The following is a 22,749-nucleotide window of genomic DNA, read 5'->3' on the forward strand; positions in this document are numbered from 1 at the left end:
TATATTAAGAAAAATATTCAATGATAGTTTGAAAGCTTAAAGATACCTTTAAATCAAAAAATCACAAGGAGGATACATATTGTTTAATAAAAGGAAAGATTACATAAACTTAGTGATTGCGATAGTTACAGCATTTATCTTTATAAAGATAGTAGATAATTATGAATCCATTTTAGGTGGAATAGGGGGAATTATATCCATATTAACTCCATTTATATATGCTTTTTTAATAGCTTATATTTTAAATCCACTTATGTCTTTTTTAGAGAGAAAATTTAAGCTGAAAAGAGCAGTGAGTATGCTAATTACTTATTCTTTAATAATTAGCATTATATTCTTTTTAGTAATGGGACTAGTACCAAAAGCAGTATCGAATTTGGCTGATTTAATAGAAAGCTTGCCACAGCTTACTTATAAAACACAAAATTGGGTAAATGATTTAACGGCAAATGTAGATATTTTAAATAAAGTAAAAGTAAAATTTTTAAATGAGTTTGCCTCACTCATTCCTAAAATGACCAATATTGTTAGTATTACTTTAAATACAATTTTTATGAAAACAATATCTATTACTGTTTCTTTGGTTAATATATTATTTGGGTTAATAATATCTATTTATGTACTTTATGATAAAGAATTGTTTATAAAAAATATAAGAAAATTTATATATGTAGTTCTAAAGAAAAGAAAAGGTGACATGATTATAGATTTTTTTGGACATGTACATGAGATGATTGGAACTTGTATAGGAACAAAAGCAATAGATTCATTTATCATAGCAATTATTTGCTTTATTGGAATAACAATTTTAAAGTCTCCTTATACCATAATAATAACCATAGTTGTTGGGGTTACAAATATGATACCTTATTTTGGACCATTTGTAGGTATGATAACAGCATTTATAATAAATTTATTTTTTAATCCTATTGTGGCTGTAAAAATTTTAATATTTTTATTTTTGCTTCAACAATTTGATGCATGGTATTTAGATCCTAAATTAATAGGAAATAAGGTTGGATTAAGTCCATTTTTAATGATTTTAGCTATAACATTAGGTGGAAGTTTATTTGGTGTTTTAGGTATGTTTTTGGCAGCACCTAGTATGGCGGTTATAAAAATATATGTTGATAAATTTATGATGAAATATGGTGATAGAATAGATCAGTTAGACTAGACTATTGTATAGTATGTTAGAAGTAAAGAGTAATTACAAAGTATTAAGTGTTAAAGAGATGTGTTTTTATAAAATTATCGATTAGAGACAGGTATTAACTGTTAATAATTTAGTAGTGTAAGAAGGTGAGAGTGTGGAAAATAGAGGGTATATCCATATTTATACAGGGAATGGAAAAGGTAAAACAACAGCTGCACTTGGATTAGCTTTAAGAGCTGTATGCTCTGGAAAAAAAGTTTTTTTTGGACAATTTTTAAAAGGAATGAAATATAGTGAGCTTGATGCTACAAAATATTTACCTAATTTTATAATGAAACAATATGGTGCAGAAAAATTTATATGTAGCAGTCCGTCACAGAAGGATGTAGAAATAGCGAGAAAAGGTATTTTAGAGATTAAGGAAGTCTTAGCTAAAGGGGAGTATGATATAGTTGTATTGGATGAACTCAATATTGCATTGTATTATAACCTGTTTAGTGTAGAAGAAATTATAGATATTTTAGAGAAAAGAAAAGATAATATAGAAGTTGTTATTACAGGAAGATATGCACCTCAAAAACTAATAAATAAGGCAGATCTGGTGACAGAAATGAGAGAGATAAAACATTATTATAAAAAAGGTGTTGAAGCAAGAATAGGTATAGAAAAGTAGAGCTTAATCCATAAGCTCTACACCTAGTTTTTTGTAGAAATTATATCCTATTGTATCACTAATTGGAAGATTATTATCTTTTTCAAATTTATGAACTACATTTTTTAGATATTCTCCATAAATGCCATCAGGAGCCGCTTTATAATAACCTTTATCTCTAAGGATTTTTTGGATTTGATATACATCAGAGCCTATCATTCCAGGTTTTATAGGTCTAAGATAGGAACCAAAATTTCCATAATTACCACCCCAGATAATTACTTTTGTACCAATAGGGGTTATTTTATATAAATCTTCTACATCTTTATTTCGCATCCTAATACATCCATGAGAAGAAGCCCACCCTATAGAGTTAGGGTGGGTTGTACCATGTATACCGTATTTTCCCCAAGGAACATTAAGACCCATCCATCTTCCTCCAAAGCCATCTCCCCAAGTTCCTCTATTAGTTATAACCCAAGTTCCTATAGGGGAGGGAGTAGATGGTTTCCCACTAGCAATAGTATAAGATTTAATTATATTTCCATTTTGAAATACATTTAAAGTATTTTCACAAATGTCTATTAGTATTACTATAGTTTTTTTAGAATTGTAATTTTTAATTTTAAAAAAACCTGTATTAATACTATTTTTTTTATAGGCTGTAAATATTAATATAAATTCCATTATAAGTATGAATACTAATATAAATAGAAGTTTTAAGAAATTAGATTTAATAAATTTTTTACCCACACAAATACTCCCGGAATATTGATATATATATTATATTATGCACTTTAGATTGATAATAGGATAAATGTTTATAAATCTATTAATTCTTAAGTAAAAGGTTAAAATTAAATAATGACATAAATTCCATAATAAGGTATAATAGAACTAAATTATTTTTATGGGGAGAGAGTCTTTATGAGTTTTTATGATAAATCATCAATAGTTTTAATGGTGCAAAATCCTTATACAGTTTTTTGCTATTATAATATTTCTGATGTAGATATAAGAAGTATTGAAGATATATATGGCAAAAATTCATGGGAAACTTCAAAACCTATTTTAAAGGTATATGAAATTTGTGATAATACAGAAAAAGAAATTAGCACTATTTATTTAGATCCTTTTGCTGATAATTGGTATATAAATTTAAACAAAGATGACATAAGTGTAAAAGTTGAGATTGGAAGGATTTTAGAGAGTAAGGATGAGATTACTTTAGCAGTTTCTAATGTTGTAAAAACTCCAAGAGGAAAGGAGTCAGAAAATACTCAAGTTCTTTATCTTGATACAAGTTTATGGAAAACTTCAACTAAGATTTATAATTATTTTCTTTAAGAACAATTATATATTGCAATAAAAAGGGGGAAGAAAAATGGAAAAGGGATATGTTTCATTAATTCTTCATAGTCATCTACCGTATGTAAGGCATCCTGAGGTGGAAGATGCACTTGAGGAAAGGTGGTTTTTTGAAGCAATAAATGAATGTTATATACCTCTTATAAATGTTTATGATAATCTGCTCAGAGATAAAATAGATTTTAAAATTACAATGTCGATAACGCCACCGCTTATGGCTATGCTTGAAGATGATTACTTAAATAAAAGATATCTTACTTACATAAAATCATGCATAGAACTTTCAGAAAAAGAATTAATGAGAACAAAAAGAGAAAAAGAGTTAAATAAAGTTGCTGTTTTTTATAATAAAAGATTTAAAAAGACTTTAAGTACATATAAAAAATACAGCTGTAGATTAATGAATGCATTTAAGAAATTTGATAAGAGTGGTCATCTTGAAATTATAACTTGTTCTGCAACGCATGCACTGCTTCCTTTGTTAACAGTAAACCCGGAAGCTGTACGAGCTCAAATATCTGAAGGAGTTGAATCTTATACAGAATGTATGGGTCATAAACCCGAAGGAATATGGCTTCCAGAGTGTGCTTATTGTAGTGAACTTGATGATATACTAAAAGAGAATGGATTAAAATATTTTATTTTAGAAGACAAAGGAATTTTGAATGCTTCTCCTAAGCCTTTATATGGAACTTATGCACCGATATGCACTTCTAATGGAATATGTGCTTTGGGAAGGGATATGGACTCTTCAAAGCAGGTTTGGAGTAGCTATATGGGGTACCCTGGAGATGTAAACTACAGGGAATTTTATAGGGATTTAGGATATGACGCTCCTATGGAATATATAGCTCCTTATATAAATAGATCAGGCATAAGAGTTGACACAGGTGTTAAATATTATAGAATAACAGGTAATACAGAGCATAAAGAATATTATAATAGAGAAGAGGCTTTAAATAAGGCAAAGGAGCATGGAGAACATTTTTCTAAAGGAAGAAATGATTCAATAAATTTAATTAGTAAAGACATGGAGGTTCCTCCTATAATAGTATGTCCTTATGATACTGAATTATTTGGTCATTGGTGGTTTGAAGGACCAGATTTTATAGAAGAATTTATGAGACAAGCAAGTAAACAAGCTAATGATTTTAAATTAATCACTCCATCAGAGTATATAAATAAGAATTCAATTATTCAGTGCTGTACTCCAGCCGCGTCTAGTTGGGGAGAAAATAGTGATTATTCTGTATGGTTAAATCAATCAAATCATTGGATATATAGAAGATTACATGAATGTGAACGGCTAATGATAAAGCTTGCAAATCAATATAAAAAACCACGTATTATTAAAAGAAGAGCTTTAAATCAAGCCGCAAGGGAGCTCATGTTAGCGGAATCTTCTGATTGGCCTTTTATAATTAAAAATAATACTACTGTAGAGTATGCAATAAGAAGAGTTAATACTCATGTAGAAAGATTTAGAAAGCTTTACTCAGACATAACTAAAAATAAGATAGATAATGAGTGGCTTTCAAGAATAGAGAAATTAGACAATATATTTCCTTCTATAGACTATAAAATCTATAAATGATTATTTAAAAATTCATAAAAAGTCTCTGGAAACTTTAAATTTGCAGAGACTTTTTAATATGTTAATGACTTTTTATTTTTTATGTTATAATTTATAATACTTTATAGAGGAGTATGTTTATATTATGGGGAATTGTTAGGATATACTAGAGTTCAAATTGAAAAGGAGAGTTTATGAATAAAAATATTTTTGATTTAAAGAAGCATAGGTTGGCTAATGGCTTAACTGTTGTGACAATAAAGAAAGATACTGAATTGGCTGCTTTAAATGTGGGTATAGAAATAGGTTCTATGTATGAAAAAGTTAGTGAAAAAGGTATTTCTCATTTTGTAGAACATATGCTGTTTAAAGGAACAAAAAATAGAACAAATGAAAAGTTAAATGAAGAGTTAGAGCAAAGAGCAGGAGAATATAATGCTTATACAGATTATGATTGTACTGTTTATAGTATGACTGTTTTAAAAGAGGAATTAGAATCTTCAATAGAGTTAGTAAGTGATATGATTCAAAATGCAATTTTCCCAAAAGAAGAAATCGAAAAAGAAAGAGGCGTGATTTTAGCAGAAATAAGGACAAGCAAAGATGATGTAGAAGACTATAGTTATAAAAAGGTTATGGAGTGTGCATTTAAAAAGAGTTCAATTAGAATTGAAACTATAGGGACTAAGAATACTGTGAAGAGATTCAAAAGGGAAGATTTAATGAATTTTTATAATACTTATTATGTACCTAATAATGCTTGTATAACTTTAGTTTCGGCTTATTCTCATGAGGAAGCATATAAATTAATAGAAAAGTATTTTAAAGATTGGAAGAATAAAGAGTTTAAAAGAGAAAAAGTGATAGTAGAAAATAATATACCTATTAAAAAGGTTTCATATAAGCAGGATATAGAACAAAGTACTATACTATATTTATACACTTTTCATAATTTAAATAAAGAGGAGGAATTAGCTCTTAGAATTCTTAATTATAAGTTTGGAGAAAGTGCTAATTCAGTACTTTTTAGAAGATTAAGAGAAGAAAAGGGTTTAGCATATGATATTTATTCTGAAATGGATTTAGATAAGCATGTTAAGATCCTTACTATATATACAGGAGTTAATGATGAAGATGTTAGTGAAGCAATAGATACCATAAATAAATCCATAGAAGATATAAAAGATGAAAAAATAGTCATAGATGAAAAAAGTGTAATGCTCATGAAAAAGGTATTAAAAACAGCAGTGGCAAGTACATTAGAGGATTCTACTCAGATAAGTGACTATATACTGCATCAAATTATAGATAAAAAAGATATATATGAATTCATTGATGACATGAAGGATATGGAGAAATTGGAGAGTAAGCATATATATGAAGTTGCAAGAAAAGTGTTTAACAATCCGACTATACACGTTTTACTATCTGAAAAGAGTGATGAATAATGAAAAAAGTTATAACTAAAATAGAAATGCAAAAAAAAGATAAAAACAGAGTAAATGTATTTTTAAATGAAGAATTCGCTTTTGCATGTAGTACAGAGTTGATTTATTATCACAGCCTTGAGAAAGGTAGAGAAATAGATATAGATGTATTAAAGGATATAATAGAAGAAGATAATTATATAAAAGCTAAAAATTCTGCTTTAAGACTAATAGAAAAAAGTTATAAAACAGAAAGTGAAGTTTTTGCAAAACTTACTAAGTTGGAGTATAATAGTAAAACTTCTTCTAGAGTTATGGAATTTTTAAAGGAATATGGTTTTGTAGATGATATAAGATACACAGAGATGTTTATAAGAGAAAAAATTAAGTCTTGTGGAAAAAACAAAATAGAATATATGCTCATAAAAAAAGGCATTCCCGAGGAAATAATAAAGGAAGTTTTAGATAAAGTAACATATGATTCTCAATTAGAAATTGCTGAAAAATTAGGAGAAAAGAAGTATTATGTTATTATAAAAAGTGAAGAGGATGATAAAAAAATTTATAATAAAATATCAAATTACCTTTTATCTAGAGGGTATGATTATAGTATAATAAATAGTGTTTTAAGAAAGATTATTCAGCTTCACGAAGTAACTAAATTACAGAAAAAAGAAATGATGCCAAAAGATAATATAGATGATATAGAGGAATTAAAGAATATTGCAATGAAAAGATATAATATAATAATAAAATCTGAGAAAGATAGTGTTAAAATCTATAGAAAATTAGGGCAGTATCTACTTAGAAGAGGATATAAATGGGAAGAAATAAAAAGAGTACTTAATGAACTTATGGAAGACTAAAGGTTTATGATAAAGGAGGTGATTGTATGAATAAAAATCCAGTAGATGCAGCTTTAATACTAGTATTTTTATATCCATTATTAAAAGGATTCCTATTTAAATTTTCTTCTAAAAATATGAAGAGTGATATAGAAGAGATTGGAGGATATATTTCTTTTATAATAGGGGTGATTTTGGGGACTTATCTTACTAAAAAAATATTTATGATTCATCAAGATGGAGTATACGCTAAAATATATAACAATATTCCAGAGCAGATTATTTCTGCACTAGAAAGCAAACCGCTTTTGATTTATGTTTTAGTTATGCCTATTATAATATTTTTAATTTATAAGGTTGTTCAAATAATAATCGATCTTATAAACAGTATAACTTTATATCCATTATTGGATAGTATAGAAGACCTATTAAAAGGAAAAAGTGGATTTGTTAAAAGAATTATAGGTTTATTATTTCAACTTCCCAAGGGAGTGTGTTATGTAATTCTTTTAGCCTTAGTTTTGAATGTACTTGTTATAATAGGTGTTAATGACACATATAACAAGAAGCTTAATGAGTCAAAATTGTATGGTAATATATGCAAAAATATTATAAATCCCATAACAAATTCTAAGCTTGCCAAAAAAATTCCTAATGTAATAAATGACTCTTTTAAAATAGTTATAAAGAATTCAGAAGATCAACCTGGAAATGAGTCTGGAAAAACTATAGTTTATTATAATGGTATAACTTTGTCTGAAGGTATAAAATCAAATGAAGAAATAGATAGTTTTAGTAGAGAACTTGTTAAAAATAAGAAAACATCAAAGGAAAAGGCAAAAATTATATATAATTGGATAGGTCAAAATATAGAGTATGATTATGATAAGGTGGACAAGATATTAGATAATGATTTTACTATAAAATCAGGAGCTATAAATACTTTTAATACAAAAAAAGGGATTTGTTTCGACTATTCGTGTCTTTATTCAGCTATGTGCAAGGCGAATAACATAAAAGTAAGGATTGTAACAGGGGAAGGATTTAATGGATCCAATTGGGTAAGTCATGCTTGGAATGAAGTGTATATAAGTGAAGAAAATAAATGGATAAACGTGGATACAACTTTCTATAAGGGTGGAAATTATTTTGATAGTTCTATTTTTAAGCTTGACCATAAAGACAGAAAAATAGCTGGATAAATTTAATATTAAAATAAAGATTAAGTTTAGGAGAACAATATGGTGATAGAGAGATTTGCAAGTAAAATTTTTGTTTCATTTTTAGAAGCTATACCGATTCTATTAATGTACTTAAAGATTGTTCAAAAAGAATATTATTTAAAGAAACATAAAGGAAGAATGTTATTATTTGTAATAATGCATGCCGTTTTTGCTTCATGGGCATTTATTAGTTTTCCTAAAGGTGAGCATACTATTGCAATAATTGGGTCTTTAATAATAGTATTATCTATATTGACTTCTACATTGTTAAAACATTCTGTTATAGCTGTATTAATATCAATAATATACATATTGAGTATTGAATTAGTCTGTATCTCTATTTTTTCTATGTGTGTTGGAGAAAATAGTATATTATTATTAAATAATATTAAAGCAGATATTATTTTTTCTATAGTATTGAATTTTGTAAGATTAGTAGTTTTAGCAATTATTTATAAAGTCAATATAAGTTTTATAAAATTAAATTCAAGAGATGAAGAGGATACTATAACTTCTTATTGGATCCTTGGTATTGCTATTATGTTAGTTTATATTTCAAGTATGAACATTATTATTAGTAACAAAGTAAATATTGTGTTATATCAGGTTATTTTAATTTTTATGTTTATGTTTTTTGTTATTATAGGAATTGTAGATTATAAAAAGAGAATAGATTTAAATAAAATAAGGAATAAGTTTGAACTAAAAAAAGAGTATGCTAATAACCTTGAAAGTATAATAGATATTATAAGAAGAGAAAAGCATGATTTTGCGAACCATATAAATACAATTTATGCTATGTGTGTACTAAACAAGCCAAATACGCTTGAACATATAAAAGAGTATTTGCAAAGAACTACAAATAATTTGGAATCATCATATAAGTTTTTTGATACTGGAAACAATTATATAGATGGGTTAATTGCTATGAAAAGTAACTATGCTTTAGAAAATGATATCTACTTAGATGTTGAATTTGATGAATCTTTAGAAGTGGTAAGAGTTGAAGATAATGACTTGGTAGGTATTATAAGCAATATTTTGGATAATGCATTTCAAGCATTTAATCAAGGAAACCATGAGGGAAAAAAGATAGTATCTACATATGGATATGTTGAAGATAATAAGTATTATTTATGCATAGCCAACAATGGGCCAATGATTCCTAATGAATCAGCAAAAAAAATATTTGAAAAAGGTTTCTCTACTAAAAAGAACCAGAAAAAAGATCATGGTTTTGGTTTATATATTGTTAGGAATCTTGTTAGAAAAAATGGAGGTAACATATCTTTAATAAGTTCTTCAAAAGAAACTGAATTTTTAATTGAATTTCAGTTAAAAGAGGAATACTATAGAAAAACACTTAATGAAAACCTTAAATAAAATTGATTTATTCAATTTTATTTAAGGTTTTTAATTATTAAGTTTATAGCTTTTTCACATTCGTAATCATTATTATCTAAAGCCCAAGCTGTGTTAAAGTATATTAAGGCTTTTTTAGTGTTTTTTAACATAGCATAACAGTAGCCTAAATTAAAAAAGTATCTACTGTCAATTTTATTTTTTAAAGCTTCTTTTAAAAGAGGAATAGCATTAGTATAATCCTGTAATTTAATAAAGCATACAGCAGTATTATATAAAGATGCAGTTTCATTTTCTTTAATAGCAATAGCTTTTTTATAGATATCTATAGCTTTTTTATATTCTTTATCATTATATAAATTATTTGCTCTTTCAAAGTAACCCATGTATAAACCTCCAAATTACTAAATTATTTAGATTATTGTCTGATTATATTAAAAATATTCAATTTATAATCAAGTAATAACTAAAAAAAATAATTTACCCCATAATTCATAATTAAAGTGAATTATGGGGCTGAGTTGTCAATTATGAGAAGTATGCTTAATTAAGTGTTTTTCCAGATAAGCAACTAAGGCATACATTAGAAAAGCTAAAATAGATAGTATTATAATACTCATCATAACCATATCTAGTTCAGATACTTGACCACCAAATATAATTAAGAAGCCAAGACCCTCTTTTGCGACTAGAAATTCTCCCATTATAACCCCTACCCATGAAAGACCTACATTTATTTTTAAAGCTGATATTATTGTAGGTATAGAAGCTGGGATTATAAGATAACTTAAAATTTGCCTTTTACTAGATCCAAAGGTTGTTAAAAGTTTAATTTTATCTTCATCAACTTCTTTAAAACCATTAAGAATATTTATTATTGTTACAACTATAGATATTAAAAGTGCAATTATAATTATAGCTCCTATACCATTACCAACCCAAAAGATTATAATAGGTGCTAAAGCTACTTTTGGCAATGCGTTTAGAACAACAAGATAGGGATCAAGTACCTTTGAGGCAAAATCAGACCACCACAAAAGTATGGCTATTATAGTTCCTAATATTGTACCTAGTAAAAATCCTAATATGGTTTCAACACAGGTTATGATGATATGCCTAAATAGGGTTCCTTCACTATATATTTTTAAAAAGCTTTTCCACATTCGTGAGGGAGTACTAGTAAGAAATGGGTCTATTAGACCTGTATCGCCAGCTACCTCCCAAAAAACAAAGAACGCTACAAGAATAAGTAATCTAGTAATTATAACTTTTTCCTTTTCTTTTTTTATTTTTTTTATAAAATTTTCATGTTCTAAACTGTTTTTAATCATTCATATCTAACTCCTCCCAAATTGTATTAAAATATAGTCTAAATTCAGGAGCTTCTCTACATTTTAATGGGGAGTTATATTCTCCATTAAAGGTTAGTGGTACTTCCTTTTTTATTACCGCTGGACGTTTTGATAAAACCAGTACTCTATTAGACATAGATATGGCCTCTGCTATGTCTTACAAAAAACAACTAAAAGAGTGGCGTATATTCCACTCTTTTTATATTAGTCTAGGTTTTATAGATAGCGTTTCTCCATCCCATAAAACGTATTCTATTAAATTCTTTATTAATCGTTTTTGTTGTTCAAATTCAAGATGTTCTATATTCTCTTTAGCGTACTGCATTTCTTTTCTTAATAGTTCATAGTTAATTTTATTTTCGTTTTCTTCTTCTTTGTTTTCTTGTAGTTGTTCAAGTTCTTTTTCTAAGTTTTGTATTTCTAAGTCTATTTTTTCAATCTTATCTATTATGTATTTACTAGCTGTACTGTTTTCTGTATCTATTAACTTTTCTGTTAATTTTTCTATATCATCTTTTTTCTTATGTATATCATTTTCTATATTAATTATTTTATCTATTGTATTTTCTTCTAATTCATCTTTATGTTTTGCATATTCATTTTTAGCAGTATATTCGTCTATATTAAAACTTTTGATGTATTCTAACACCATTTTCTCAGCTTCTAAGCCATTTACATTTTTAACATTGCAGAGTGTTGTACGACTTTTTTCTTTTGTTTTACATTTGTAATAGTGATGAGTAAGTTTTCCATCTACATATTTCCCGACTATTCTAAAAGTTGATCCACAATCTTTACACCTTAATACGGTGCTTAATAATGCTATTCTAGACGTATTAGTGCGTGGAGATAGTTTGGCATTATCTTTAATCATATCTTGTGTTAAAAGCCATATTTGTGTATTTATTATACCTTTATGAGTTCCTATACACACTATCCATTCTTTTAGTTCTTTTAATTTGTTTTTACTAAACTTCTGGTCAGTCCTGTTAAAGCATAGTAAACCTTTACTTTTGTTTATTCTAAATTCCTCTAAAGTGTTACAAATATTCATTTTATTATTACTAGCAAACTTATAAAAAACTTCATCCGCTATAACATAAACGGGATTAGTTAATATTTTTTTTAGACTAGACATATCAAATATTTTATTTTTTCTGCTTTTGATTTTTTCTTTAATAGTCCAGCCTTGTAACTTTGACAAACTGCCTAATTTAATATATTGTTCAAATAGTTGTTTTACTATTTTTAACTCTTTTTCATTTTCGATTAATCTTATATTTTCCTTTGAACCTTTTGTGTTGTAACCATATGGAGTTTGTCCGCCTAGCCACCGACCCATCTTAGCAAGTTCTAGCATATTATCTTTAACTCTTTCTGCTATAGTCTCACGCTCAAGCTGGGCAAACACAGAAGCTATATACATCATTGCACGTCCCATAGGCGTACTTGTGTCGAATTGTTCTCTTATACTAATAAAATCTACATTATATGCTTGTAAAAGTTCGATTATGTCTGAAAAGTCTGCAATATTTCTACTGATTCTGTCTAATCTATAGCATATTAGCACATCAAATTTATTTTTCTTAATATTTTTAATTAATTTTTGAAATTGAGGTCTTTTTATGTTGCCACCTGTGAACCCTTCATCTTCAAATACACATATATCATAATTTTTATTATTATAAATCTTTTGAATATGATCTTTACATATTTGTATTTGATTTTCTATAGATTCACTCCCCTCGCGTAGTCGTGACTTTCTGCTGTAAATCGCTATTCTTATCTTGTCCACTTTTAATTCCTTCCTCCATTTTTTCTATTTCTTCAATGTTAAAGTAAACAATCTTTCCGTTAATTTTTACTAGCAGAACACCATTTTCCATTAAAATCCCTCCATGTTAATCATCGTTTTTGTTTAGTAATTTTTCCATTTTTTCTAGTGTCTTAATTTTATCGCACATTTGTTCGTATGTCAATCCATTTGGAAAAACATGCTTGTCAAGAAATATCTCATACAACATCCCGTTTTCTCTAAAAGAATTTACTATTACATCGTCAGCATTTTCAAGCTGTTGTTCCCCCAATAGCCAACTAATAGGCACTTTTAAAGCTTTTGCTATTTGAGCAGTTCTTTCCATGCTTGGTAAGCTTTTTCCTGTCTCAATATCACTAAGAAAAGTAGCTGACACGCCACATTCTGCACCTAATTCTCTTAATGTTAGCCTTAAGTTTTTTCTTCTTGATTTAATTCTTTCTCCTATACCTTGTATACTCATTATTTTCTACAACTCCTAACATTTTTTTATATCCAATTAATTATTTAAATTAATCATTAATTTATGTAGTTAGTATTTTAGACATCACTTGAAAAAAATATTCATTACTAACTTACAAATTCGATTATAGCATAACTATTTTATAAACCATACCCGTAAAAACAAGCAAAATATCTTAATTAAATGGATTATGGTTGTATTTTGTTCAAATGGTCTTTTTTGTGCATTATTAGTTAATTATACGCTTATACGGTAATTGATAAAATTTAACCTATACCGTACAATATAATTACAAACTAAGTTAATAACTTCCAACAATTCTTAAAAATAAATCATTTCAATTTTTACATTATACAAAAGACAACCTACTGCATATCATAGTAGTATTAGGATATAAGGAGGGGTTAGCATGAAAGTAAAAGTAATAACTTCTACAGATAATAAGAATCTCAATATCGAATTTACAAAAATATTGTTCGATATAGCTTTACAAAATGTAAAAGAAAGGAGATTTCATAATGGAAAAGACAATGAATGTTTACAAAGGAATTTTAAGTAATAAAGGTAAGGTGTTTTATGGTGACGATGAAGCTTTTGATTATGCAATGTCAGAGTGTGCTATACAATTAAATTCATGTTTTCAAGAAGATATACCAGCGTGTAAGGATTTTAAAGAAATGTTTTTAGAATGGTTTTATTCCGACAATTGGGTGGTCGATAAATATGAATGTTAAAAACATCACTAAATACAAACTAAAATTTTACATTAATCAACTAGAAGATTTTAATAATATACTTGAAAAAAGAGGTAAAAGTTTCAACGCTGATGAAAGAGAATATTTCGCACATAAGATAGTAAGTATAAATAAAAATATAGAGTATTATACAGAAATATTGAATATTATGGAGGTTGGAAATGAGTAATATGGATTTATATAACAAAGTAAGAGAAGTACCGCAAAATGCTCAAAAGTCAATACCAGCTGGAAGACTTAAAGGTATGACAGATATTAACCCAATGTGGCGTATACAAACGTTAACAGAACAATTTGGAATGTGTGGTATTGGTTGGTCTTATGAAATAACTAATCAGTGGATTGAGGAAGGTGCAAATTGTGAAAGAATAGCATTTACTAATATTAATTTATATGTAAAAGTAGGAGAAAATTGGTCAAAAGCTATACCTGGCACTGGCGGAAGTAGTTTTATTAGTAAGGAAAGAAGTGGACTATACACATCAGATGAATGTTTTAAAATGTCGCTTACAGATGCAATAAGCGTTGCATGTAAATCGTTAGGAGTTGGAGCAGATATATACTGGCAAGCTGGTAAAAGTAAATATACTAATCCTAATACAGAGCAATCAAGTCCCCAATCACAAACAATTAGTGAAGCACAACAAAAAAGAATATTTGCAATAGCTAAAAACAACACAAAATTGGTTAAAGATGTTTTATCATCAAAAGGATATACTAGCACATCTCACATATTAAAGGGGAAAGTATATAACGATATATGCGCAGAAATCGAAAGTAAGGTTAAGGAGGTATAACATGAGTATATGGGATATTAAAACAAAGATATTATTAATGACTAATAAAATTGCATTAGAGCAAGACTTTTACAAGAGAATGGATCTTATGGACCAAGTTATAACTCTTAATGACATATTAACAGAAAAGATTGCTAAACAACAAGAGAATATAAAGGCTTCTAAAAGATTAGTATTAGCTGGCAAAATCAAAAACGGGCAAGCTATTTTTTATTAACCGTCTGTACGGTATAACTTAAAAGGAGGAATAATAATGTTAATTAAAACTTTACAAGGCAACAGATTAGAGGTTGATTTAGATGAGGTTTATATCAAACCTTGTTACACAAATAATACTGTGTCAGAATATAACCTTTGCAGTAATCAAAATAATAATGAGGTTGTAATTGCTAAGTACAAAGACAGAGTTATAGCAAAGCATATGTTACACATAATGCATTTATACAGCAAATTAGACACTGAATTGGCTGTAATTAGAGAAGTAGACTTAGCACAAGACTTATGGCTACAAGCAGAACATAGATTAAGATTGGCAAAAGAACGCTATCTTAGAAAGGAGTTTAAGTAATGCTAGATCAATACACAGGTATACTAAAAAGTTTAGCTTATAGATATAAAAAACTAGGAAAGTTTCATGGTTATACTTTGGATGATTTAATGCAAGAAGCTTACCTAGAAGCTATAAGGGCAATAAATAACTTTGAAGATAGAGGTTGTAGCTTGTCTACTTATATATATACTAGAGTTCAAGGAAAGTTGTTAAGGCTTTTTAGGGATAACAAATATATGTTAGGAACTAGAGAGCAAAGAAGAACTGGTTCCGTTGAACCTCTTGTAAGCTTAGAATGTCCAATTGGAGAAAACACTTATATATTAGATGTGTTAGGAGATAATGGCATAGATATAGAAAAAATCGAGTTAAAACAATCAATCTCGCATTTACCAGACAATTTGAAAGAAGTAATATCTCTAAAATATTATGGAGGATATACTCAAAATGAAATAGCTGAAATGCTTAATACTAATCAAGTCAATATTAGTAGGAAAGAAAAAAAGGCAATTAACTTGATAAGAGAAGAAATGGGGGTAACTGTAAATGAAACAAGAACAGCTTAACAAATTTATAGAAAATAGAGTTTTAGAAGTAGCTAATTATATTATAGAAACGAAAGCTACTACAAGAAACGCAGCTAAGGTATTTGGTATATCGAAGTCTACTGTACACAAATATATTACACATATATTGCCAGACGTTAATTACAGCATCTTTAAAAAAACTAATGAAGTGCTTATGTATAACAAGTCACAAAGAAGTATTAGAGGTGGCGAAACTACAAGGCTAAAGTATCTAAAATCATAATATCTTGTACGGTATATATTAAAACTAAACAAATAAATATTCGATATTGGTTTACAAATATGTTATAATAATAAGAGGAGGTGATAATTTGCTTAATCTAAAAATAGCTAGAATAAGTTCTAAATTAACACAAGCGGAATTAGGAGAAAAAATAGGTTTAACAAAAGTTGATATTAGTAGGTATGAAACTGGTAAAGTAAAACCTGGACTAGTAACTCTTTGCAAACTAGCAGATACATTAAATGTTACAGTAGATTATCTAATAGGAAGAGAAAATAAAGAGTAATATTAATTTTAAATATTTTATCAAAGGAGAGATCGGAGGTGAGATATATAATTGCACCTTTAGACTTAACAACAGAAGAATTTGAAATCTATAAATTACTATACAAGTCAATGGATTTTGAAACATATCAAGTTAAATATACTTTAAATCAATTGGTTAGTGACAGCAACTCAATGCTTAATCTAAGTAAAGCAAAAGTAAATAGGATCATCAAAAAATTTATTTCAGAACAATTAATAATTGAAATTTATAAAGGCAATAGGGGTAAGCCAACTATTTATGAAATTACTAAAATAGATAATTTAATGAAACTTAAACAGAACGTAAGTGAAACGCAAATGAAACTTAAACGAAACGAAAGTGAAACGAATAAACCGCATAAAATCAATAGTTTGAACGCTATTGAAAAACGCAAACGAAACGTAAGTGAAACACAAATGAAACTTAAACGAAACGTAAACAGTACACCTATCAATGATAAGGAAAAAGATAAAGATATAAATAAATATATATTTGATTATTGGAATAGTAAAAACGGAGTTGTTAAAAGTCAAGATAGTACATTTACTAAAGAAAAAGATAAAATATCTACAGCTATTAAAAAGTATGGTAAAGATATTATATTAAAAGCAATAGATAGATTAGATAAAGCAGTAACTAATCCTAATTACTATTACAATTTTAAATGGAATATATTTAAGTTTTTAAAGCAATCAAATGGAATTAGTAACTGGCTAGATGAAGGGCAACTGTGGAATGATTACAAAGTTAAAATATTAAACAATAAACAAGATGAAATTAAAGAAAAAAGAACGTCGTCTGGCGGCGCTTATAAAATACTTGAATAGGAGGTTAAATAATGGATGTATTACCTTTCAATTTAGATGCAGAAGCTTCAATATTGGGATCAATTCTTATAGACAATAAGAGTATAAATAGTACACTAGATAAAATTAATAGTGATGACTTTTATTCTAGTTCTAACAAATACATTTATGAGAGCATGTTAAAACTATATAAAAAAAAGATAGCAATAGATGAAATAACGCTATCCCAAAATATTGGAAAAGAAAATTTAAAAAGTATAGGTGGTATAACTTATATTTTAAAGTTAAAGCAAAGCACACCTAATGCAAAGCATATTAAAAACTATATATCTATTGTAAAAGATAGTAGCAACAAAAGAAAGTTAATTTTAGCAATGCAAGAAGCTTTACAGAACATACATGAGAAAGACACACAGGAAGTTATAAAAGATTTATCTAAAAGTTTTGTTGATGATAATACAAGCGAGAATCAAGTGTATAACATGGAGCAAATAATCGAAAGTTCGTTGAATTATATTGAGAACGCATATAAAAACGGTGGTAAAATAGTTGGAATGTCTACTGGATTTGATATATATGATAAATATTCTAACGGAATAAAGAAACAAGAAATAAGTATAATAGCTGCAAGACCATCTATGGGTAAAACTGCCTTTTCTCTTAATGCTATACATCATTTATCACAGGAAAAGAAAGTGATGATGTTTCAGCTAGAAATGGGAGTAAATGACATAGGTACTAGAATGTTGGCGGCGGCTGGATTTATTAATGCTTTAGATTTACAACAAGGTAAGTTGCAAGACAAAGATTGGAATAAGATTTCAAGAATAAGTGCGGAACTATCTAAAAGTAATTTTATTTTAGATACAACGGGTGGATTAAGCTGGAATCAAATAGAAGCAAGAATAAGAAAAGAAAAATTTCAAAATGGATTGGATGTTGTTTTCATAGATCATATAGGACTTATAAAAGTGCCAAACAAAAATAGGAATATAGAAATTGGAGAAATAACAACAAGTGCAAAAGCATTAGCAAAAGAGTTAGATATAGCTATAGTATTCTTATGTCAGCTTAATAGAGGTTGCGAACAACGAGCAGATAAAAGACCAATATTATCAGATTTAAGAGATAGCGGCAATATAGAACAGGATTCAGACCTAATAACATTTATATACAGGGATGAATATTACAATGCTGAAACAGAAGATCAAAATATTATGGAATTGATAATTGCCAAAAATAGGAATGGAATGGTAGGTACTGTTAAAGTAGCTTACCTAAAAGAATGCCAATTGATAGCTAATATTGATAATATACATTCTTAATGTAACCTTGTACGGTATAGATTAAAAAGGAGGTTGTAGCGTGAACGGTAAAACTTCAAAATTAAAGAGTTGCTTCATAAATTGGGAAGAGTATTTCAGATTAAAATCTTTAGGCTATTTAGACAAACAAATAGCTAGGTTTAATAATATTAGTCCTTCTACTCTATGTAGTATAAAAAAGAAAAATGGTATTAATACAAGTAATAAAAAGATAAAACCTACAGTGGATTGGCATTTATATAAAAAATTAAGAATGAAAGGTAAAACAGATAGAGAAATTTCAAAAATATTTAATATGCATCCAAGCAACTTTTGTATTTTAAAAAAAGAAAATGGAATAGATGTTGAAAGGAATATAGGTATAACATGGAAAGAATACAAGGAATTAAAAAATAAAAACATTCCAGATGAAAACATATCAGCACAATACAATATAAGTATATACTACTTAAATAAATTAAAGAGAGAGAATGGAGAAGATATTAAAAAGCAATCTAATATAAGTTAAGAAGAATAGAAAAATAATTAGGGGGTAGTTATGGATATTGAAGAAAGGTTAGAATATATTACCAAAATTTACACCAGAGAAGAATTATTAAAAGAATTGTCTAACTATAAAATAGTACCAATACATGAAAGAGACTTAAATGAATTAACGAATCAAGAATTAGAATTCCAATTAAAATTATATGAATCTATGTTCGATGAAGAATTATGGGAGGTATAAAGATGATATTAAGTGAAATGTTTGAAAATCAAGAAAAATTAGACAAATATATAATGAGTAATGTTGAAGAAGAAATTACTTTAGAAGAGTTGTATTCTAATAGAATATTAGCTGCTATGGTTGAACTTGCAGAGGTTTCAAATGCAAGTAGGTGTTTTAAGTATTGGAGTAAGAAAGAATCAGAACCAAAAGAAAGGGTATTGGATGAACTTGCTGATGTAATGCATTTTATATTAAGTATTGGAAATATGATTGCAAAAGATATAATTGAAGAATATAATTTTAATCCTGTATGCAGTTATTCAGATACTGTAAATCAATTAATTAATTTAAATAGAATTTGTGCGTGGTTACAAGCTATAAAAGACTTGGATTTGTATGTTAATGTAATGGAAAATTTTCTAGGGCTTGTAATATTAATGGGGTTTGAATTCAAGGATTTAGAAATAGCTTATTATAAAAAGCAGGAAGTTAATTATCAAAGACAAAGAGAGAATTATTAGAGGTGATATTTTGCATGAAATAACTATATATTTTCTGGATGGATCAAATTTAAAATTTGGTGAATGCAATGAAAAATGTGTTGAAAGTTTAGTTAAATGGCTTGACAGTGATATTAGAGAAACATTCAAAATAGATATACCAAATTTAGATATAACGAAGTGTATCAGAAAAGAATTAATAACATTTGTGGATATAAAATAATGGAGGTGATTTTATGATTAAAAATAACAAGGAATACACATTAATAGAGGTATTACAGAATATCAAAGAGGGAGAAAAATATATAAATACCAAGGGCATATATGCTCTTAAATATATAACTATGAAAAATGGAAACTTAATATTTGGTCATAATTCATGCTATGATGAAAAATTATTTGTATGTACTGATAATGCATTTACGAAAGAAGAAAAATATAAAGAAGTCAATTTAGAAAATATGTTTAAATATTATAATGAAGGTTATAGGATTAAATGTACAAAAGATAGAATAAGTTTCTTTTTCGATAACAAAATAAATAAAATATATAGTACATTAGAAGAAAATTTTATAGACTTAGCTATAAATGGTAAATGGTATGTTATAGAAGAATAACTATGTATGCTTGTACGATATAGATTAAAATAACCAATGCGCCTGGTACTAAAAATCAATACTGGGCGTGTAAGGAGGTCTTTATGAAAGAATATAATTTAAGCATAACAGAAGCTTTATATAATCTAATAAATTCTAAAGTTAAATATATAGAAAAACAGGATGGAAATAAGTATAAATTATTGGATGGTGTGCTTGTAAGCACGCATGGATATATACCAGCGATTATTGACATTACTGATAGGTGGAGGTTGATTAGGTGAGTATAAATAGCAAGCAAAAAGGAAAGCGTGGAGAATTAGAGTTTTGCAGTAAGATGAAAGAATACGGATATAACGTTCGTAGGTCTGTTCAATATAATGGTTCAACTACAGAAGGTCAAGCAGATGTAATTGGATTAGATAAAATTCATTGTGAAATTAAGCGAGTAGAAAAGCTTAATATATATAATGCTATATCACAAGCTAAAGCGGATCACAAGGAAGGAGAGTTGCCAACGGTATTCCACAGGAAAAATAATTGTGAATGGCTGGTAACTATGACTTTAGAAGATTGGATTAAACTATATAAAAGTTATGAGGGGGATAAATAAATGGAAGTTAAAATATTAACATATACACAAGAACCAGTAGAAACTATATATAGGGCATATAAACAATGTTATGCGCCTGGAACTGCTACGGAAATTAAAATACCTTCATATGAAGAAATGGCAGAATTTATTGAAAAATGGGGAGAAAAAGGGCATTTATCGCCTTGGGAACATGTTAGTTTTACATTTAGTGTAGAAGGAGTTAGCAGAGCATTAACACATCAACTTGTAAGACATAGAATCGCTTCATATAATCAGCAAAGTCAAAGATATCAATCGTGTTTTGGTAAATCATTAATGCCTATGCCACTACCAGAGGGTAAAAAAAGAAATGGACATTGCAAATTTACAATAAGCCAAGAAAAGTTTATAGCTAAACAATATGAAAAGGGGTTAAGTTCAAGTAAAATAGCTGATTTATATAAAATGAACAGAGGAACTGTGCTTGATATAGTTAAAATTTATTCAAAAACAAGAACACAAAAAGAAAGTAAATTCATCAAAGAAAATTTTTTTGAAAAAATTGATAGCCATTTAAAAGCAAAAACACTTGGATTTGTATATAGTGATGGAAACATTAGTGTTAAGAAAAATGGTGATTTAATATTATCAATTGAACAGTTAGAAGATGAATATATGATGTTATATAATATTGTAAATACAATTAAAGAAGATGGAAAAGTGATCAAAAGTGGTCATGAGAATACAATAAGAATTTCAATACAAAACAATAAAATTTGTAATGATTTAATTAAATATGGAATTGTACCACGAAAAGCAAAAATCATAAATATGGATAAGGTTTTAAAAAATATAGATAATCAATTTTTAAAATCTTTCATATTAGGAGTTTTTGAGGGAGATGGTCATTTAAGCACCAGTAAAAATGGAACAAACCTAAATATAACAGGTACTTATGAAACTTGCAAAACTATTCAAGATATCATTTGTGACGAATTATCAGTAAAAAGAAATAAAATTTCAAAATCAACTAAAGGTGAAAAAACATATATACTTAGTTTTACAACAAAAGAACAAGTTATAGCTATACTCAAATGGATATATAGCGAAGCAAAAGCTGAATATTGTCATGTTAAAAAACTAAAAAAAGTTTTAGAATTAGTTCCGGAGCTGAAAGAAAAATTTGATAAACAATTTATTAAATATATTGAAAAGGAATTTAATTGCAATACCCCACAATCAATAGTTGATAATAAATTAGCGCTAGGTGTATATGTAAGAAGTTTATCAAATATAAAAGAAACATATTCAAAGTTACAATTTTTATTAGCAAAATCGGGACATTGGGGGCAAAGAGCAAATGAAGATGCTAGAAGTATAATACCAAATGCTTTTTTATCTAATATAGTTGTTACTATGAATTTAAGAGCGTTTAGACACTTCTACGAAGAAAGAAGTTGTTTTCACGCACAGGCAGAAATAAGGGAACTAGCAAACAGAATGATGGATTTAGTTAAAGAAATAGTACCTTTTGCAGATTACAAAGCTAAGAAGTGCGGAATAATTTGCTCTGAGTGTACTAGTAAATGATTAAAAACGGTAATAAAGTAATATGTCCTTATAATCTATTAGGCACTGTAGAGGGATTTTTAAGTAAAGATACAGTATATGTAAATGTGGAAATAACGCGATACAAAGGAAAGAAGAAACTTACAAAAATCCAAAAACATATTTATGATATAGATGATTTAATAGAGTGCTGAAAAGCGCTCTTTTTGTTTAT

At 27.6% G+C, this 22,749-nt stretch carries 34 protein-coding genes and 2 pseudogenes; 29 read left to right on the forward strand and 7 right to left on the reverse strand.

Annotated elements, in window-relative coordinates:
* The first annotated feature begins 79 nt into the window (after positions 1-79).
* Together OW729_RS04205 and cobO are read left to right on the forward strand one after the other, a co-directional pair.
* Complete coding sequence (locus OW729_RS04205) at positions 80-1,177, forward strand: AI-2E family transporter (RefSeq protein WP_268060203.1); 1,098 nt, start codon at positions 80-82, stop codon at positions 1,175-1,177.
* A 133-nt stretch (positions 1,178-1,310) separates the two neighbouring features.
* Positions 1,311-1,829 carry a cob(I)yrinic acid a,c-diamide adenosyltransferase gene (gene cobO, locus OW729_RS04210; protein WP_268060204.1) on the forward strand — a complete coding sequence of 173 codons (519 nt, stop codon included), beginning with the start codon at positions 1,311-1,313 and terminating at the stop codon, positions 1,827-1,829.
* Positions 1,830-1,832: 3 nt separating this feature from the next.
* On the opposite strand, the gene OW729_RS04215 is transcribed toward cobO, so the two are convergent.
* On the reverse strand, positions 1,833-2,561 hold the full coding sequence (locus tag OW729_RS04215; protein WP_268060206.1) for a L,D-transpeptidase family protein: 729 nt from the start codon (positions 2,559-2,561) through the stop codon (positions 1,833-1,835).
* Between the two features lie 174 nt (positions 2,562-2,735).
* Here OW729_RS04215 and OW729_RS04220 point away from each other — a divergent pair, with 174 nt between their 5' ends.
* The 6 genes from OW729_RS04220 (at position 2,736) to OW729_RS04245 (ending at position 9,627) form a co-directional block, all read left to right on the forward strand.
* Complete coding sequence (locus OW729_RS04220) at positions 2,736-3,155, forward strand: DUF4912 domain-containing protein (RefSeq protein ID WP_268060207.1); 420 nt, start codon at positions 2,736-2,738, stop codon at positions 3,153-3,155.
* A 37-nt stretch (positions 3,156-3,192) separates the two neighbouring features.
* Entirely contained in the window at positions 3,193-4,770 is a 1,578-nt protein-coding gene (locus tag OW729_RS04225; protein WP_268060208.1) for a glycoside hydrolase family 57 protein, read from the forward strand.
* 173 nt (positions 4,771-4,943) lie between these two features.
* Complete coding sequence (locus OW729_RS04230) at positions 4,944-6,197, forward strand: M16 family metallopeptidase (RefSeq protein WP_268060209.1); 1,254 nt, start codon at positions 4,944-4,946, stop codon at positions 6,195-6,197.
* A complete protein-coding gene (recX, locus tag OW729_RS04235; RefSeq protein WP_268060210.1) occupies positions 6,197-7,042 on the forward strand; it encodes a recombination regulator RecX in 846 nt (281 codons plus the stop codon). The genes OW729_RS04230 and recX overlap by 1 nt, the downstream gene beginning before the upstream one ends.
* A 26-nt stretch (positions 7,043-7,068) precedes the next feature.
* The gene (locus tag OW729_RS04240; protein WP_268060211.1) at positions 7,069-8,223 is read left to right on the forward strand and encodes a transglutaminase-like domain-containing protein; all 1,155 of its coding nucleotides are present in this window, start codon (positions 7,069-7,071) and stop codon (positions 8,221-8,223) included.
* Between the two features lie 39 nt (positions 8,224-8,262).
* The gene (locus OW729_RS04245) at positions 8,263-9,627 is read left to right on the forward strand and encodes a sensor histidine kinase (RefSeq protein WP_268060212.1); all 1,365 of its coding nucleotides are present in this window, start codon (positions 8,263-8,265) and stop codon (positions 9,625-9,627) included.
* Positions 9,628-9,644: 17 nt separating this feature from the next.
* Here OW729_RS04245 and OW729_RS04250 read toward each other — a convergent pair whose 3' ends face one another.
* From OW729_RS04250 to OW729_RS04275, 6 genes and pseudogenes are all read right to left on the reverse strand, one after another.
* Positions 9,645-9,992 carry a tetratricopeptide repeat protein gene (locus OW729_RS04250; RefSeq protein ID WP_268060214.1) on the reverse strand — a complete coding sequence of 116 codons (348 nt, stop codon included), beginning with the start codon at positions 9,990-9,992 and terminating at the stop codon, positions 9,645-9,647.
* A 138-nt stretch (positions 9,993-10,130) separates the two neighbouring features.
* On the reverse strand, positions 10,131-10,937 hold the full coding sequence (locus OW729_RS04255; RefSeq protein WP_268060215.1) for an ABC transporter permease: 807 nt from the start codon (positions 10,935-10,937) through the stop codon (positions 10,131-10,133).
* Positions 10,930-11,115, reverse strand: a pseudogene (locus OW729_RS04260) (spermidine/putrescine ABC transporter ATP-binding protein); the annotation flags it as partial. The pseudogene OW729_RS04260 and the gene OW729_RS04255, both read right to left, overlap by 8 nt.
* Positions 11,116-11,157: 42 nt before the next feature.
* Positions 11,158-12,753: a recombinase family protein gene (locus OW729_RS04265; RefSeq protein ID WP_268060216.1), complete on the reverse strand. Its 1,596-nt coding sequence runs from the start codon at positions 12,751-12,753 to the stop codon at positions 11,158-11,160.
* Positions 12,695-12,844, reverse strand: a complete 150-nt coding sequence (locus OW729_RS04270) for a hypothetical protein (protein WP_268060218.1) — start codon at positions 12,842-12,844, stop codon at positions 12,695-12,697. Before OW729_RS04270 ends, OW729_RS04265 begins: the two co-directional genes overlap by 59 nt.
* A gap of 15 nt (positions 12,845-12,859) precedes the next feature.
* Positions 12,860-13,237: a helix-turn-helix domain-containing protein gene (locus OW729_RS04275; RefSeq protein WP_268060220.1), complete on the reverse strand. Its 378-nt coding sequence runs from the start codon at positions 13,235-13,237 to the stop codon at positions 12,860-12,862.
* Between the two features lie 409 nt (positions 13,238-13,646).
* Between OW729_RS04275 and OW729_RS04280 the strand changes: the two genes are divergently transcribed.
* The 21 genes and pseudogenes from OW729_RS04280 (at position 13,647) to OW729_RS04380 (ending at position 22,729) form a co-directional block, all read left to right on the forward strand.
* Positions 13,647-13,796, forward strand: coding sequence for a hypothetical protein (locus OW729_RS04280; protein WP_268060221.1), 150 nt, complete (start codon positions 13,647-13,649; stop codon positions 13,794-13,796).
* Positions 13,756-13,971 (forward strand): hypothetical protein, encoded by a 216-nt coding sequence (locus tag OW729_RS04285; RefSeq protein ID WP_268060222.1) that lies wholly within the window; start codon positions 13,756-13,758, stop codon positions 13,969-13,971. The genes OW729_RS04280 and OW729_RS04285 overlap by 41 nt, the downstream gene beginning before the upstream one ends.
* Positions 13,961-14,161 (forward strand): hypothetical protein, encoded by a 201-nt coding sequence (locus OW729_RS04290; protein ID WP_268060224.1) that lies wholly within the window; start codon positions 13,961-13,963, stop codon positions 14,159-14,161. The genes OW729_RS04285 and OW729_RS04290 overlap by 11 nt, the downstream gene beginning before the upstream one ends.
* Complete coding sequence (locus OW729_RS04295; RefSeq protein WP_268060225.1) at positions 14,154-14,789, forward strand: hypothetical protein; 636 nt, start codon at positions 14,154-14,156, stop codon at positions 14,787-14,789. The genes OW729_RS04290 and OW729_RS04295 overlap by 8 nt, the downstream gene beginning before the upstream one ends.
* Before the next feature lies 1 nt (position 14,790).
* Positions 14,791-15,006, forward strand: coding sequence for a hypothetical protein (locus OW729_RS04300; protein WP_268060226.1), 216 nt, complete (start codon positions 14,791-14,793; stop codon positions 15,004-15,006).
* Between the two features lie 36 nt (positions 15,007-15,042).
* Positions 15,043-15,357, forward strand: a complete 315-nt coding sequence (locus tag OW729_RS04305; protein WP_268060227.1) for a hypothetical protein — start codon at positions 15,043-15,045, stop codon at positions 15,355-15,357.
* Positions 15,357-15,905 carry a sigma-70 family RNA polymerase sigma factor gene (locus OW729_RS04310; RefSeq protein ID WP_268060228.1) on the forward strand — a complete coding sequence of 183 codons (549 nt, stop codon included), beginning with the start codon at positions 15,357-15,359 and terminating at the stop codon, positions 15,903-15,905. Before OW729_RS04305 ends, OW729_RS04310 begins: the two co-directional genes overlap by 1 nt.
* Positions 15,886-16,149, forward strand: a complete 264-nt coding sequence (locus OW729_RS04315) for a sporulation transcriptional regulator SpoIIID (protein WP_268060229.1) — start codon at positions 15,886-15,888, stop codon at positions 16,147-16,149. Before OW729_RS04310 ends, OW729_RS04315 begins: the two co-directional genes overlap by 20 nt.
* Before the next feature lie 88 nt (positions 16,150-16,237).
* Positions 16,238-16,435, forward strand: coding sequence for a helix-turn-helix domain-containing protein (locus OW729_RS04320; protein WP_268060230.1), 198 nt, complete (start codon positions 16,238-16,240; stop codon positions 16,433-16,435).
* A gap of 38 nt (positions 16,436-16,473) precedes the next feature.
* A complete protein-coding gene (locus OW729_RS04325; protein WP_268060231.1) occupies positions 16,474-17,283 on the forward strand; it encodes a hypothetical protein in 810 nt (269 codons plus the stop codon).
* An 11-nt stretch (positions 17,284-17,294) separates the two neighbouring features.
* Entirely contained in the window at positions 17,295-18,587 is a 1,293-nt protein-coding gene (dnaB, locus tag OW729_RS04330) for a replicative DNA helicase (RefSeq protein ID WP_268060233.1), read from the forward strand.
* Between the two features lie 40 nt (positions 18,588-18,627).
* A complete protein-coding gene (locus OW729_RS04335; protein ID WP_268060235.1) occupies positions 18,628-19,095 on the forward strand; it encodes a hypothetical protein in 468 nt (155 codons plus the stop codon).
* Positions 19,096-19,125: 30 nt separating this feature from the next.
* Positions 19,126-19,314, forward strand: a complete 189-nt coding sequence (locus tag OW729_RS04340) for a hypothetical protein (RefSeq protein ID WP_268060236.1) — start codon at positions 19,126-19,128, stop codon at positions 19,312-19,314.
* A 2-nt stretch (positions 19,315-19,316) separates the two neighbouring features.
* Positions 19,317-19,817, forward strand: coding sequence for a dUTP diphosphatase (locus tag OW729_RS04345; RefSeq protein ID WP_268060237.1), 501 nt, complete (start codon positions 19,317-19,319; stop codon positions 19,815-19,817).
* A gap of 10 nt (positions 19,818-19,827) precedes the next feature.
* The gene (locus tag OW729_RS04350; RefSeq protein WP_268060239.1) at positions 19,828-20,019 is read left to right on the forward strand and encodes a hypothetical protein; all 192 of its coding nucleotides are present in this window, start codon (positions 19,828-19,830) and stop codon (positions 20,017-20,019) included.
* A gap of 13 nt (positions 20,020-20,032) precedes the next feature.
* Positions 20,033-20,413: a hypothetical protein gene (locus tag OW729_RS04355; RefSeq protein WP_268060240.1), complete on the forward strand. Its 381-nt coding sequence runs from the start codon at positions 20,033-20,035 to the stop codon at positions 20,411-20,413.
* 83 nt (positions 20,414-20,496) lie between these two features.
* On the forward strand, positions 20,497-20,676 hold the full coding sequence (locus OW729_RS04360) for a hypothetical protein (protein WP_268060241.1): 180 nt from the start codon (positions 20,497-20,499) through the stop codon (positions 20,674-20,676).
* A complete protein-coding gene (locus tag OW729_RS04365) occupies positions 20,673-21,005 on the forward strand; it encodes a hypothetical protein (protein WP_326498354.1) in 333 nt (110 codons plus the stop codon). The genes OW729_RS04360 and OW729_RS04365 overlap by 4 nt, the downstream gene beginning before the upstream one ends.
* Positions 21,006-21,278: pseudogene (locus OW729_RS04370) on the forward strand (FAD-dependent thymidylate synthase); the annotation flags it as partial.
* Between the two features lie 153 nt (positions 21,279-21,431).
* Positions 21,432-22,556, forward strand: a complete 1,125-nt coding sequence (locus OW729_RS04375) for an FAD-dependent thymidylate synthase (protein WP_407647637.1) — start codon at positions 21,432-21,434, stop codon at positions 22,554-22,556.
* Positions 22,553-22,729: a hypothetical protein gene (locus OW729_RS04380; RefSeq protein WP_268060242.1), complete on the forward strand. Its 177-nt coding sequence runs from the start codon at positions 22,553-22,555 to the stop codon at positions 22,727-22,729. The genes OW729_RS04375 and OW729_RS04380 overlap by 4 nt, the downstream gene beginning before the upstream one ends.
* Positions 22,730-22,749: the final 20 nt, after the last annotated feature.

The organism is Clostridium brassicae (genome assembly GCF_026738875.1).
GTDB classification, from domain to species: Bacteria; Bacillota; Clostridia; order Clostridiales; family Clostridiaceae; genus Clostridium_H; species Clostridium_H brassicae.